The sequence below is a fragment of the Pseudomonas saudimassiliensis genome, assembly GCF_000939975.1.
Classification (GTDB): domain Bacteria; phylum Pseudomonadota; class Gammaproteobacteria; order Pseudomonadales; family Pseudomonadaceae; genus Halopseudomonas; species Halopseudomonas saudimassiliensis.
Genome location: NZ_LK391969.1, coordinates 2,972,523 through 2,985,980, shown reverse-complemented (window position 1 = coordinate 2,985,980; position 13,458 = coordinate 2,972,523). Strand labels below are relative to the sequence as shown.

Sequence of the window (13,458 nt, the reverse complement as noted above, 5' to 3'; positions counted from 1 at the left end):
GTACCGATCAGCCAAGGAATTCGCTACATGTCCCATCGCCAGTCACTGCTCCAGCTGAAAGCTTTCATGGCCCAGCAGATCTTCGGTCAGGAGCAGCTTATCGACCGCATGCTGATCTGCCTGCTTGCCGGCGGCCATGTGCTGGTGGAAGGCGCGCCGGGGCTGGCCAAGACCAAGGCGATCAAGGTGCTGTCCGAGGGGATCGAAGCGGACTTCCACCGCATCCAGTTCACCCCGGACCTGTTGCCGGCGGACATCACCGGCACCGAGATCTACCGGCCGGAGACGGCCAGCTTCAGCTTTCAGCAGGGGCCGATCTTCCATCACCTGGTGCTGGCGGACGAAATCAACCGGGCGCCGGCCAAGGTGCAGTCCGCCCTGCTTGAGGCCATGGCCGAGAGGCAGGTGAGCATCGGTCGGGAGACCTGGCCGCTGCCGGAACTGTTCATGGTGATGGCGACCCAGAACCCCATCGAGCAAGAGGGCACCTATCCCCTGCCCGAAGCCCAGCTGGACCGCTTCCTGATGCACGTGCGCATCGGCTTTCCCGATGCGGCCCTGGAACGCGAGATCCTCCACCTGGCCCGGGGCGAAGCCAAGGGTTTCGAGCCGCGCATTGGCGAACGGGTCAGCCAGGCGTCCATTCTTGCCGCCCGCCAGGAGGTGCTGGGGCTGTTCATGGCCGATGCCGTGGAGGAATACCTGATTCAACTGATCATGGCCACCCGGCGCCCCGAGCTGTACAACCCGCAGCTGGCCGAGTGGCTGCAGATGGGCGCCAGCCCGCGGGGCACCATCGCCCTGGATCGCTGCGCCCGCGCCCACGCCTGGCTGGCCGGCCGCGACTTCGTCAGCCCCGAGGATGTCCAGGCCATTGTCCATGATGTGCTGCGGCACCGGTTGATGCTCAGCTTCGAGGCCGAAGCAGCGGGTATCGATGCCGACCGGGCAATCACCTTGCTGGTCGAATCCGTTGCCGTGGTCTAGGGCCGGCGGCCAGCATGACTGACTCGGTGTACGTCACCCTCGACGCCCTGCTGGAGGCGCGGCGGCACTGCCGCGAGCTGCCCCTGGCGGGTCGCCCGCTGCATCCGGGGCGCCAGGCGGGCCAGCAGCTGTCACGGTTGCGCGGGCGGGGTATCGATTTCGACCAGGTGCGCCTGTATCAACCCGGCGACGACATCCGCAACATCGATTGGCGGGTCACCGCGCGCACCCGCAAGGCCCACACCAAGGTGTTCAACGAGGAACGCGAGCGGCCGGTATTTGTCATTTGCGAACAGAGCGCCCGGCTGTTCTTCGGCACCCAGCTGCGCTTCAAATCGGTGCTCGCGGCGGAGGCCTGCGCCTTGATCGCCTGGATGGCCCTGGCCCATAACGACCGCATCGGCGGTATGGTCTTCGATGCCAGCCAGTGTCACGAGGTGCGCCCGCGCCGCAGCCGCCGGGCGATCCTGCAGCTGTTCAGCGAGGTGCTCAAGGGCAATCATGCATTGCAGCCGGGCGCGCTGCCACCGGACCACGAGCCGCTGAACCTGGCCTTGCGCCACAGCCGCGAGGTGGTCCGCCCCGGGAGCATTCTCTATCTGTTATGTGATCACGCGGCCATCGACCGGCTGAGCCAGCCATTGCTCAATGCCCTGGGCGCCCACAATGACCTGGTGCTGCTGCCGATCTTCGATCCGCTGGAGGCCAGCCTGCCCAGCAGCCCCGGGCTGGAGTTCATCCAGGGTGAGCAACGGCTGACCCTCAACACCACCAGCCCACAGCTGCGCGAGGCCTGGGCCGCACAGTTCCTCACCCGGCAACAGGGCTGGCAGCGACTGGCCAGCCGTTCCCGTTGCGGACTGCTGCCGCTGGATACCAGCCGTAGCGCGATCGATCAACTGCAATTGCTGCTCAGCATGCATGCCCGGCGGAAACACTGATGGAACAGACCCTGCAGGCGCAACTGACGCACCCCGCCGCCCCGCCGCCGATCTCCTGGTGGCCGCCGGCGCCCGGCTGGTGGTTGCTGGCCATCGCCCTGCTGCTGCTTGCCCTGGTACTGCCCTGGGCGGTGCGCCGTGTGCGGCGACGCCAGCGCCGGCAGCGGCGCCCGGGGTGGCGGGTGTTGGCCGATGTGCCGGCCAATTTGCCGGATGCCCTGTGGCTGGCGGCGATCAACACCCGGCTCAAGCAACTGCTGAAGCAGCGTGGTGAAATTGAGGCCACCCGGCTGTTCGGCGAAGCCTGGCTCGATTACCTGTGCCAGCGCTATCCGCAGGCCCAGCGCCAGGCGCTGCAGCCCCTGGCCGCCGATCTGTATCGACCGCAGGTTGAACTCAGCCCGGCCCAGCGCCAGGCACTGGTCGGCGAACTGCGCCGCTGGATGCGTCACCATGATGTTTGAATTCCACTGGCCGCTGTGCTTTTTGCTGCTGCCGCTGCCCTGGCTATATCGCCGTTGGTTGCCGCCGGCGCAGAATCGCTCCGCCGCCCTCCAGGTCGGCTTCATGGAACGGCTGCAAGCCCTGCAGCCCCTGGCCGATCAGCCTGCGAGTGCCGGGCGCAAATGGCCTTTTGTCGTGGTGTGGTTGCTGCTGCTGTGCGCTGCGGCGCGCCCGCAGCTGCTGGGCGAAAGTCTGCCCACCGCAGTCACCGGGCGGGACATGATGCTGGCCCTGGATCTGTCCGGCAGCATGGAGTTTCGTGACATGCAGCTCGCGGGCGAAGCGGTCGACCGGCTGACGCTGGTCAAGCACCTGCTCGGCGAGTTCATCGACCGGCGCCGGGGGGACCGCCTGGGCCTGATCCTGTTTGGCTCGCAGGCCTACGTCCAGGCGCCCCTGACCCATGACCGCCAGGCGATCGGCGACTGGCTGGAGGAAAGCTTCATCGGTCTGGCCGGTCGCGAAACCGCCATCGGCGATGCCATCGGGCTGGCGATCAAGCGCCTGCTCGACGAGCCGGCAGCCAGTCGCGTGTTGATCCTGATCACCGATGGCGCCAACACCGCGGGTACCGTCAGCCCGCTGCGGGCGGCCCGGCTGGCGGCGGACCACGGTATTCGCATCTTCACCATCGGCGTGGGCGCCGATACCCAGGCCCAGGACGGCGTGAGCGTCAGCCTCCGGGGGCTGCAGTTCGATCCCTCCATCGAGCTGGATGAAGGCAGTCTCCAGGAAATTGCCCTGCTCACCGGCGGCAGCTACTTCCGCGCACGCAGCGAGGCTGATCTGCAGGCGATCTATGCACAGCTGGACCAGTTGGAGCCGGCACTGCGTGACGGCCTGCCCGACCGCCAAGCCACCCCGCTGTATCCCTGGCCGCTGGCCCTGGCACTGCTGCTGAGCCTGTCGCTGTCGGCCAATATGGTCCGCCGGAGCCGCGCCCATGCTTGAGTTTTCCAGCCTGTCCTTCGCCCGGCCCGTTTGGCTGCTTGCACTGCTGCCCGCTGCAGTTGTGCTGGTGCTGCTATACCGGCGCGGCTGGCGACTATCGGGCTGGGAGCCACTGCTGCCCGCCGCGCTGCGCCCCTGGCTGCTGCAGCAGCATGCCGGCGGCACCCATGCGCTGCGCTTCGCCATCCTCGGGCTGGTCTGGACACTGGCTATCCTCGCCCTCGCCGGGCCGCTGGTGCACAGCAACGCCCAACCCCACCGGCTATCCGACAACGCCGTGGTGATCGTGCTGGAGGTGTCGCGCAACATGCTGTCCGATGATCTGGCACCCAACCGGCTGCAGCGCAGCAAGCACAAGATCCGCGCGTTGATGCAGGACTACCCCGACAGCCAGTTGGCCCTGGTCGCCTACGCCGGCAGTGCGCATCGGGTCAGCCCCCTGAGCCGCGACCGTAATACCCTGCGCAGCCTTTTGACCGCGCTGGAGCCCGAGATCATGCCGGTCGATGGCCAGAACCTCGATCAGGCCATGACCCTGGCGCGGCAGATGCTCGATGGCCAGCCCCAGAGCGCCTCCCGCATCCTCCTGGTGACCAGTGGACTGGACGGCGAGCAGCGCAAGATACTGGACGGCCACGCCCGGGAGCTGGGCGCCCAACTGGCGATTCTGGGTGTCGGCACCAGCGCCGGCGCCCCGGTGCCGCTGGCCGAAGGCGGCTTCATGCGCGACAGCGAGGGACGTATCCTGCTGCCGCGGCTCAATGGCCAGCAATTGGCAGCGGTAGCTCGCCAGCATGGCAGCCGCTATCACGGCATTACCGTCGGCAACCGGGATCTGGATTACCTGCTGCAACCCATGCGCACAGTCGCCACCGACCCCGGTGAAGGGCGCCTGCCGCTGGATCAGGGGCACTGGCTGGTGCTGCTGTTGCTGCCACTGGCAGCGCTGGGTGCCCGCCGGGGCTGGCTCGGCGTGCTGCTGGTCGCTGCCCTGCTGCCGCCCCCCGCCCAGGCCCTGAGCTGGGCCGACCTGTGGCAGCGCCCCGATCAGCAGGCCATGCAATTACTGGAGCAACAGCAACCCGGCGCCGCCGCGGAGCGGTTTGTCGACCCGCAGTGGCAGGCCTGGGCGCTGTACCAGGCCGGCGACTATGAACAGGCCGCGGCGCGCTGGGCCGAGCTGTTGGCTGCAGCACCGGACAACCCCGAATATCATTTCAACCTGGGCACCGCCCAAGCCATGGCCGGTCACCTGCCCGAGGCGCTCGAGGCCTATGAGCAGGCCCTGACCCGCGACCCCGATCACACCGCCGCCCGACACAACCGCGGGGTGATCGAAGCCCTGCTCGAACAACTCCGCCAGCAGCAGGAGCAGCAAGCCGCCGGGGCAGACGAGGCCGCCGACGGGGCTACCCCGGAGGTACCCGGCGGCGCCACTCCTGCCGATACCAGTCCGCCGGGCAACGGCAATGGCGACACTGGCGCAAGCACCCCACCGCCTGCCGACGAGGGGGCCACGGCGGGCGGTCCATCGGCGGCGACCGACCCGGCCCCGGCCGGCGGCACCGCTGGCCAGGCGCAGGATCTAGCCGCAGGCAAGCTGGGCGAAGCTGGTGGCGAATCCTCAGCCGGTAGCGCTCCCGCCCAGCCCAGCGGGGCCGCCCTGGAACAACGCCAGGCATTGCAGCAGTGGCTCATGGAAATCCCGGACGATCCGGCGGAGCTGCTGCGCCGCAAGTTTCTTTACCAACATCTGCAGCAACAGGAACCGCCGCGATGATCAGATGGATACTACTGTGCCTGCTGGCGCTGCTCAGCCCCCTGGCGCAGGCCGCCCTCGACGCCAGCGTTGACCGCACGCGCCTGGTGGAAGGCGAAGCCCTGGAGCTGACCCTGGAGACCCCCACCGCCAGTCGCCTCAGCGACCTGGACCTCGCCCCGCTGGAAGAGAACTTCGAGGTGCAGCGCACCCGGCAGCTCAGCCTGGTCAGCCAGGTCGGCGGCAAGACCACGCCCGTCACCCGCTGGGTCATCACCCTCCTGCCGCTGCGGACCGGCTTCGTGGTGATCCCGCCTTTGCAACTGGCCGGGGCCAGCAGCCAGCCGATCACCCTGCAGGTGCTGTCGGCCGCCCAGGCCGCCAACGACAGCAGTGCGCAACTGGCGCCGGTGTTCATCGACAGCGAAGTGGACATCGAAACGCCCTACGTGCAGGCCCAGGTGTTGCTGACGCTGCGCATTTACCACTCGGTCTCGCTGTTCGATGATTCCAGCCTGAGCGGACTGGACATTCCCAACGCGCGGGTGGAAAGCCTGGGGCCGCCACGGCACTTCGAGCGCACCATGAATGGCGTGCGCCACGGCGTGATCGAAATGCGCTACGCCATCTTCGCCCAGCAGAGCGGCGAGCTGGATATCCCCTCCCAGCTGTTCAGCGCTACCGTGTTGCAGCCGACCAGCAACGAACGCTTCTCGGCGCGCACCGGCAGGCTGGTCCAGGTGCGCTCACCCAGTATCCGCCTGCAGGTGCAGCCGGTACCGGACAGCTATCCCCCGGGCGCGCCCTGGATCCCCGCCGCGGCCCTGAGCCTTGGCCAGACCTGGCAACCCGACCCGGGCATTGACCTGCTCAGCGGCGAGCCCCTCACCCGGACCCTGATCCTCGAGGCCGAGGGCCTCAACGCCAGCCAGTTGCCCGCATTGCAAAGCCTGGTGGGCGAGCCGATTGATGAGCTGCGCCAGTACGCCGACCAGCCGCGGTTGGAAAACCGCACCAGTGACACCGGCGTCAGCAGCGTGCGTCACGACAGCGCCGCCCTGGTGGCCCTGCAGGAAGGCTCCTACACCTTGCCGCCCGTCGTGGTGAATTGGTGGAATACCCGGGAAGACCGGCTGGAAACCGCCACCCTGGAGGCCGTCACCCTGAACGTCAGCCGCAGCGGCGACTTCGCCACCAGCGGCGGGCCCCTCGCCTTCCCCACCGGCGAGCCCAGCGTGCTCTGGCCCTGGCAGCTGGCTACGGCACTGCTGGCGCTGGCCCTGGCGGTGAGCCTGTATTTCCTGCGCCGGGCGCGACTGGCGCTGGTGGACTTCAGCCTGCCGGAGGCCCAGGAGGACCTGGGGGACGAGGACCAGGGCAACCCCCTGGCGGACCTGCAGGCCGCCTGCCGCACCAACCAGCCGGCAGAAGCCCGCAAGGCGCTGGAAGCCTGGGCGCGTCAGCAGCACAGCGAAGGCCTGATCGGTCTGGCGCACAACTACCTGGAACTGGAAGAAGCCCTGGACGACCTCAATGCCTGCCTGTTCGGCCGCGCCCACCATACCTGGCGCGGCAAACCCCTGTGGCGCGCGGTGCGCATGGTCATCCAGAGCCGCCGCCGGGAGGCCGAGGAAGACCAGGCCGCCAAGCCTGAGGGGCTGTACCCGGACGTGTAAGGGTCGGCTAACGCCCCAACAAGGCCCCTGCCCCGGCTCCACCACCAATACCCGACAATGAAAAAGGCCGCTCGGTTACCCGAGCGGCCTTCTGGTCGTGCTCCAGCTATCAGCTGCGCATCTTCTCCGGACGGATCAGGAAGCGCGCCAGGGCCGGCAGCAGCCACAGGGCACCGAACATGTTCCACAGGAACATGAAGGTCAGCAGAATACCCATATCAGCCTGGAACTTGATTGCCGAGAAGATCCAGGTCGCCACGCCAATGGCCAGGGTGAAGCCGGTAAAGGTCACCGCCTTACCCGTGGTCTTCAGCGTTTCGTAGTAGGCCTCCTGCAGCGGCAGTCCTTGACGCAGATAGGTTTCCAGACGGCTGTAGATATAGATACCGTAGTCGACCCCGATGCCCACACCCAGGGCGATAACCGGCAGAGTCGCCACCTTCACGCCGATGCCCAGGAAGGCCATCAGAGCGTTGGCCAGGACCGAGGTCAGCGCCAGCGGGATGATGATGCAGAGCACCGCACGGATCGAGCGGAAGGTGATCAGACACATCAGGATCACCACCGCATAGACGGTCAGCAGCATCTTGGTCTGGGACTTCTCGATCACGACGTTGGTCGCCGCCTCGATGCCGGCGTTACCCGCTGCCAGCTTGAAGGTGATGTTCTCGGTGTTGTATTCCTCGGCAAACTCTTCCACCGCAGCGGTAGCGCGGCTCAGGGTGTCAGCCTTGTGGTCATTGAGGAAGATCATCACCGGCGCCAGCGAACAGCTGGCATTGAACATGCCTTCCGGCGCCCGGCTGATGGCGGTGTTGAGGTTGTCCTGGTTACGCGACAGCGCCTGCCATTTCAGGCTGCCCTCGTTGTTCCCCATGATCACCTGCTTGGCGACGGTCACCAGCGACATCGCCGACTGTACGCCCGCCAGGTTGCTCATGCGCCATTCCAACTGGTCGATCGCTTCCATGGTCTCGTAGGCCGAGCACATTTCCGGCGGCGTGCTGACCATGACCACCAGCACGTCGGAACTGGTCGAGTAGTTGCGAATGATGAAGTCGTTATCCAGGTTATAGCGCGAGTCGGCACGCAGCTCCGGTGCACCCGGGTCCAGATCGCCGATCTCGACGTTCTTGCCGTAGTAGATACCAAAGCCGAAGGCCAGGATCGCCAGCACCACGGAAATCGGTGCTACCGCGGGGTGGGCAAAACCGGAGATGGTTTGCCACAGCTTCTGCGGACGGGAGGCCAGGTCGCGGTTGCGATCAACGGCGCGCTTGCTGATACCGATGTAGGACATCAGGATCGGCAGCAGCATCAGGTTGGTCAGGATAATCACGCCCACACCCACCGAGGCCGCAATACCCAGCTCACGGATTACTTCGATCTCGATCAACAGCAGGGTCACAAACCCCACGCCATCCGAGACCAGGGCGACGATACCAGGGATGTACAGCGAGCGGAACGCACGGCGGGCCGCAGTGTAGGCATCATCCGCACCGGCGTACTCGATCGCCATGGCGTTGATGATCTGCACCCCGTGGGAGATACCGATGGCAAAGACCAGGAAGGGCACCAGGATCGAATAGGGATCCAGGCCGAAACCCATGGTCCGCAGCAGTCCGAGCTGCCAGATCACCGCAATGACCGAACATACCAGGGTGGTCAGCGAGCTTTTCAGACAGCGGGTGAAGATCAGCAGCAAGACAAAGGTGATCAGCAAGGCGCCGGCGAAGAACATCACCACCTTGATGATCCCGTCGATCAGGTCACCCACCTTCTTGGCAAAGCCAATGATGTGGACGCTGATATTCGGGTTTTCACTCTGGAACTCGTTGCGGATCTTCTCCTCGAGCAGCCGGGAGAATTCACCGTAATCCAGGCGGATCTGCTCCGACTGGTTTTCCGGGTTGGGATAGGACTCCTGCAGCGGCACGTCAATGATGGTGGACTTGAAGTTGTTCGCCACCAACCGACCGATCTCCCCGGACTTGAGGATGTTGATGCGCAGCTCTTCCAGGTCCTCCTCGGTCAGGTAGGCCGGGCGACTGGCCACCGGACCGCCGTCGAAACCGTATTCGGTTACTTCGGTCCAGCGCACGTTGGGCGTCCATAGCGAACGCAGGTTGGCGCGATCCACACCGGGCAGGAAGAACACCTCATCGTTGATACGCTTGAGGGTCTCCATGTACTCGGTGGAGAAGATGTCGCCGTCCTTGATGGCAACGGCAATCCGGATCGAGTTGCCGAGATTGCCCATATCGTCCTGGTGTTCCAGCATGTTGACGATATAGGGGTGCTCGAGAGGAATCATCTTCTCGAAACTGGTGACGGGGCGTACCTGGGTCGCCTGATAACCGAAAAACAGCGTCAGCGCTGCGAAAATCAGCAGCATGATCAATCGGTTGTTGAAGATGATCCGCTCCACAAGCGGACCGGTCTCCTGATGGTGTCTGGACATCCAGATTCTCCTGCCTTCAATTCTTCTTATGCGCAAACGTCACCGAATGCTGCGAATTATTCTTCTTCTGCCGTTGGCACGGGCAAGGTAAGGGCGGTTCCACCCGCCGCCGACAGGCCTTTCTCGTCGGCTTTCATGACGCCTCGCTGACCCACCAGCAGGACACCGCCATCAGCCAGGCCGGTGGCATTGGCCAATGCCACCCGATCCGGACGCACCGTGACCTCGAAACTGCGGCCACGGTCTTTGCTGATGGCAACCACGCCACCTGCCCCGACCACGATGATCCGGCCGTCTGCGGTCAACTGGCCACCGGCCAGGGTCGCTTCCAGCTCACCATTGTTCGGGCTCTGCAACGTGACCTGTTCCCAGGTATCGCCGAAGTCGGTCGAACGGAACATGTTGCCACGCAGCCCCCAGGCCAGCACGCCGCCGGGTTCACCGGTACCGGTGACGCCGAACCAGGAACCGTCATAGGGCATGTCGGTCAGGGTTTCCCAGGTGTCGCCGAAATCGGGCGAACGGTACATGGTGCCCATCTCGCCAACCAGGAACAGGCCGGTGTCCTTGACCATGGTCAGGGCGTTGTAGTGGAAACCGTCGGGGTTATCGATGTCGAAGGACACGTCTTCCCAGGTCTTGCCGCCGTCCTCGGTGCGCAGGAACAGGCCGTAGGCGCCCACGGCAAAGCCGGTGCGGGCATCGCGGAACCAGACGTCCATCAGGGGTTTTTCAAGGAAGTCGAAGCCTTCTGCGGAGGCATCGATCTCGGGATCGCGGTACTGGACCGACCAGCTTTCACCGCCATCGGCGGAATGCAGGATCAGCGAATCATGACCGACGGCCCAGCCGTGGCGCTCATCGACAAAATCCACCGCGGTCAGCAGCTGCCGAACCGGGGCCGGCGCCTGCAGCCAGTTGCCGCCCTGGTCATCGGAATAGACTATATGCCCACGGGACCCGACCGCGATCAGGCGCTCGCCGGCCTGCTCGACATCGAGCAACAGGGTCTTGCTCGCCTTGAGCGAAATGATCGACGGTTTCAGCTCTTCTTTGGCAACATCCTGTGCCATGGCCAGCGATGCGCTGCCCATCAACGCGCCAGACAACCCCAGCGTCATGATGATGCGACGCGACAACGCCGTTATGTTCCCTCTGCCGGGCTGTGTTGCTCCAGCCGCTCCAAAGGATGAAACGCGCCAGGAATTTGGCTCGTGCATAGTCCTTCCCCTTGTTTTTATAGATACTCTGCCAATTGGCATGCCTGCCGATATTATCGGGCTTTACCGAGGCGCGCCAACCGGGCTTGGTTATCTTTTGTTAATCATGAAAGTGATGATGATCCCGGCTCATCATCACTGCAGATGAGCCAGGATCAGTGTTTTCTCGTATTTCCTTCAATGCTGCAGAAAGGAATCCTTCTTGTTGCGGATCTTTTCGGGATTGATGAGAAAGCGCGCCAGGGCGGGCAACAGCAGCATGGCACCGAACATGTTGACGATGAACATGAAGGTCAGCATCAGCCCCATATCCGCCTGGAACTTGATCGCCGAGAAGATCCAGGTCGCCACGCCGATGGCCAGGCACAGGCCGGTGAACAGTACGGCCTTACCGGTCGAGCGCAGGGTCTGGTAGTAGGCTTCCTGCAGCGGCATGCCGGTTTTCAGAAAGCTTTCCAGGCGACTGTAGATATAGATGCCGTAGTCCACGCCGATGCCGACACCCAGGGCGATGACCGGCAGCGTGGCCACTTTCATGCCGATCCCCAGGAACGCCATCAGCGCATTACCCAGCACCGAGGTGAGGATCAGCGGCAGCACGATGCAGATGGTCGCCGGAATGGAGCGGAAGGTGAACAGGCACATGGCGCCTACCCAGAGGTAAACCAGCACCAGGATGGTCAGCTCGGAGCTGGCGATGATCTCGTTGGTCGCCGCCTCGATGCCGGCATTACCCGCCGCCAGCTTGAACTTCAGCGTATCGGTATCGTATTCCTCGGCAAAGGCCTTGACCTCATCGGTCGCGCGTTCGAGGGTCTCGGCCTTGTGGTCGTTGAGATAGACCAGCACTGGCGCCAGCGAGCAGCCACTGTTGAACATGCCCTCTGGCGCGCGGCTGATGGCGGTATTGAGGTTATCCTGGTTGCGCGACAGGCTCTGCCACTTCAGGTTGCCCTCGTTGTTGCCCATGATCACCTGCTTGGCCACGGTCACCAGCGACACCGTCGACTGCACGCCGGGCACGTTGTTCATGCGCCACTCGAGCTGGTCGATGGCTTCCATGGTCGGGTAGGCCGAACACATTTCCGGCGCGGTTTCGACCATCACCACCAGGATATCGGAGCTGGTGGAATAGTTGCTGATGATGAAGTCGTTATCCAGGTTGTAGCGGGAGTCGGCACGCAGTTCCGGCGCGCCGGGGTCCAGGTCACCGATCTGCAGGTTGGCCTTCTGGTACAGGAAGCTGCCCACCCCGGCCACCAGGCCCAGTACCACGATCACCGGGGCCAGACGGGGATGGGCAACATTGGACAGGGCCCGCCAGAACGGGTGCTCGCGCACCGCATCGCGCTTGCTGCGCTCAACGGCCCGCTTGCTGATACCCATGTAGGAGATCGCCACCGGCAGCATGATCAGGTTGGTGAACACAATCACCGCCACACCCACGGAGGCGCCGATCGCCAGCTCGTGGATCACGCCGATATCCAGGATCAGCAGCGCGATGAAACCCACCGCGTCGGCCAGGATGGCAATCATGCCGGGCAGGAACAGCTGGCGGAAGGTACGCCGCGCCGCCATCAGCGCGTTGTCGGCGCCGCTGGACTGCAGCGCGATCCCGTTGATCTTCTGCACACCGTGGGAAATACCGATGGCGAAGATCAAAAAGGGCACCAGCATCGAATAGGGATCCAGCCCGAAGCCGATCAGGTGGATCAGCCCCAGCTGCCAGACCACTGCGATCAGGGTGGTCACCAGTACCGACAGGGTGCTGCGGATACACCAGGTGAACCAGTACAGCAGGCAGAAGGTGATACCCACCGCCACCGCAAAGAACAGCATGACCGCCATCAGGCCATCGATCAGGTCGCCGACCTTCTTGGCGAAGCCGACGATATGGATCTGGATGTTCGGGTTCTCGTTCTGGAACTCGCTGCGGATCTTCTCCTCCAGCAGGTCGGAAAACTGACCGTAATCCAGGCGCAGCAGCTCGGACTGGTTGTCCGGGTTGGGATAGTATTCCTGCAGCGGCACTTCAATGATGGTCGATTTGAAGTTGTTCGCCACCAGCCGGCCGATCTCGCCGGACTTGAGCACGTTGATCCGCAGCTCGTTGAGATCGCCCTCGGTTTCGTAGGCCGGCCGGCTGGCGACCGGACCGCCGTCGAAGCCGTATTCGGTCACCTCGGTCCAGCGCACGTTCGGCGTCCACAACGAACGCAACCCCGCCCGGTTCACGCCCGGGAGGAAGAACACCTCGTCGTTGACGCGCTTGAGGGTTTCCATGTACTCGCTGGAGAAGATATCGCCGTCCTTGATCGACACGGCGATACGGATCGAGTTACCCAGGCTGGCGAGGTCGTCCTGATGCTCGATCATGTTGACGATATAGGGGTGCTCGAGGGGGATCATCTTCTCGAAGCTGGTATCGGGTCTGACCTTGGTCGCCTGATAGCCGAGAAAGAGGGTAACCAGCGCGAACAGCACCACGACCGTCAACCGATGGTTGAAAACCAGACGCTCCATGAAGGTAGCTTGTTCCTGATCATTCTGGGACATCCAGACTCTCCTGGTTGTAATTGTTTTTGGGTCAGATCAAAGAAAGGTGGGCGCTGCAGAGCCCGTCAGGCGGTCAGGACTCGGTACGGACACGGCCAGACAGCCGCATGCCGAGACCGGATACGGGCCCGACCCAAGAATGCAGGACGAACAAGGACAAGAAAGGAGATCGGCTCCGCTGGAGCGAGATGGATAGCCGTCATCGACAGCGCCGCGCACACCTGTTCCTTCAGGACATTACGCATGGGAACCCCTTGTTGTTATTGATCACCCTGGATGGTCGGGTGATTCATATTAGAGCGAATCCGGCAAGGCACCAATGCCGGATCGGTAATCTTTTGTAATCAGTTTACCGAGCCGGACAAAGAGGCATTCTGTATCAATACCGGGTGCCAGGCAACCG

The 13,458-nt window shown here is 64.0% G+C and carries 9 protein-coding genes; 6 read left to right on the top strand and 3 right to left on the bottom strand.

Annotated elements, in window-relative coordinates; translation table 11 throughout:
• The first annotated feature begins 27 nt into the window (after window positions 1–27).
• The 6 genes from VG99_RS13730 to VG99_RS13705 are packed head-to-tail and all read left to right on the top strand — an operon-like array spanning window position 28 to window position 6,818.
• Window positions 28–987, top strand: a complete 960-nt coding sequence (locus VG99_RS13730; protein WP_044500858.1) for an AAA family ATPase — start codon at window positions 28–30, stop codon at window positions 985–987.
• 14 nt (window positions 988–1,001) lie between these two features.
• A complete protein-coding gene (locus VG99_RS13725) occupies window positions 1,002–1,928 on the top strand; it encodes a DUF58 domain-containing protein (protein ID WP_044500855.1) in 927 nt (308 codons plus the stop codon).
• On the top strand, window positions 1,928–2,392 hold the full coding sequence (locus VG99_RS15565; RefSeq protein ID WP_052508813.1) for a DUF4381 domain-containing protein: 465 nt from the start codon (window positions 1,928–1,930) through the stop codon (window positions 2,390–2,392). The genes VG99_RS13725 and VG99_RS15565 overlap by 1 nt, the downstream gene beginning before the upstream one ends.
• Entirely contained in the window at window positions 2,382–3,383 is a 1,002-nt protein-coding gene (locus VG99_RS13715) for a vWA domain-containing protein (RefSeq protein ID WP_239419916.1), read from the top strand. Before VG99_RS15565 ends, VG99_RS13715 begins: the two co-directional genes overlap by 11 nt.
• The gene (locus tag VG99_RS13710; protein WP_044500853.1) at window positions 3,376–5,163 is read left to right on the top strand and encodes a vWA domain-containing protein; all 1,788 of its coding nucleotides are present in this window, start codon (window positions 3,376–3,378) and stop codon (window positions 5,161–5,163) included. The genes VG99_RS13715 and VG99_RS13710 overlap by 8 nt, the downstream gene beginning before the upstream one ends.
• The gene (locus VG99_RS13705; RefSeq protein ID WP_044500851.1) at window positions 5,160–6,818 is read left to right on the top strand and encodes a BatD family protein; all 1,659 of its coding nucleotides are present in this window, start codon (window positions 5,160–5,162) and stop codon (window positions 6,816–6,818) included. Before VG99_RS13710 ends, VG99_RS13705 begins: the two co-directional genes overlap by 4 nt.
• A gap of 109 nt (window positions 6,819–6,927) precedes the next feature.
• On the opposite strand, the gene VG99_RS13700 is transcribed toward VG99_RS13705, so the two are convergent.
• From VG99_RS13700 to VG99_RS13690, 3 genes are all read right to left on the bottom strand, one after another.
• On the bottom strand, window positions 6,928–9,279 hold the full coding sequence (locus tag VG99_RS13700; protein ID WP_044500850.1) for an efflux RND transporter permease subunit: 2,352 nt from the start codon (window positions 9,277–9,279) through the stop codon (window positions 6,928–6,930).
• Between the two features lie 56 nt (window positions 9,280–9,335).
• Window positions 9,336–10,499, bottom strand: coding sequence for a WD40/YVTN/BNR-like repeat-containing protein (locus VG99_RS13695; protein ID WP_082050055.1), 1,164 nt, complete (start codon window positions 10,497–10,499; stop codon window positions 9,336–9,338).
• A gap of 177 nt (window positions 10,500–10,676) precedes the next feature.
• Window positions 10,677–13,055, bottom strand: coding sequence for an efflux RND transporter permease subunit (locus tag VG99_RS13690; RefSeq protein ID WP_044500848.1), 2,379 nt, complete (start codon window positions 13,053–13,055; stop codon window positions 10,677–10,679).
• Window positions 13,056–13,458: the final 403 nt, after the last annotated feature.

Bases quoted from the DNA above. Each gene is read 5' to 3' on its own strand.
- VG99_RS13715 (WP_239419916.1), top strand. From the start codon at position 2,382: ATGATGTTTGAATTCCACTGGCCGCTGTGCTTTTTGCTGCTGCCGCTG.
- VG99_RS13700 (WP_044500850.1), bottom strand. From the start codon at position 9,279: ATGTCCAGACACCATCAGGAGACCGGTCCGCTTGTGGAGCGGATCATC.
- VG99_RS13730 (WP_044500858.1), top strand. From the start codon at position 28: ATGTCCCATCGCCAGTCACTGCTCCAGCTGAAAGCTTTCATGGCCCAG.
- VG99_RS13695 (WP_082050055.1), bottom strand. From the start codon at position 10,499: ATGCACGAGCCAAATTCCTGGCGCGTTTCATCCTTTGGAGCGGCTGGA.
- VG99_RS15565 (WP_052508813.1), top strand. From the start codon at position 1,928: ATGGAACAGACCCTGCAGGCGCAACTGACGCACCCCGCCGCCCCGCCG.
- VG99_RS13690 (WP_044500848.1), bottom strand. From the start codon at position 13,055: ATGTCCCAGAATGATCAGGAACAAGCTACCTTCATGGAGCGTCTGGTT.
- VG99_RS13710 (WP_044500853.1), top strand. From the start codon at position 3,376: ATGCTTGAGTTTTCCAGCCTGTCCTTCGCCCGGCCCGTTTGGCTGCTT.
- VG99_RS13705 (WP_044500851.1), top strand. From the start codon at position 5,160: ATGATCAGATGGATACTACTGTGCCTGCTGGCGCTGCTCAGCCCCCTG.
- VG99_RS13725 (WP_044500855.1), top strand. From the start codon at position 1,002: ATGACTGACTCGGTGTACGTCACCCTCGACGCCCTGCTGGAGGCGCGG.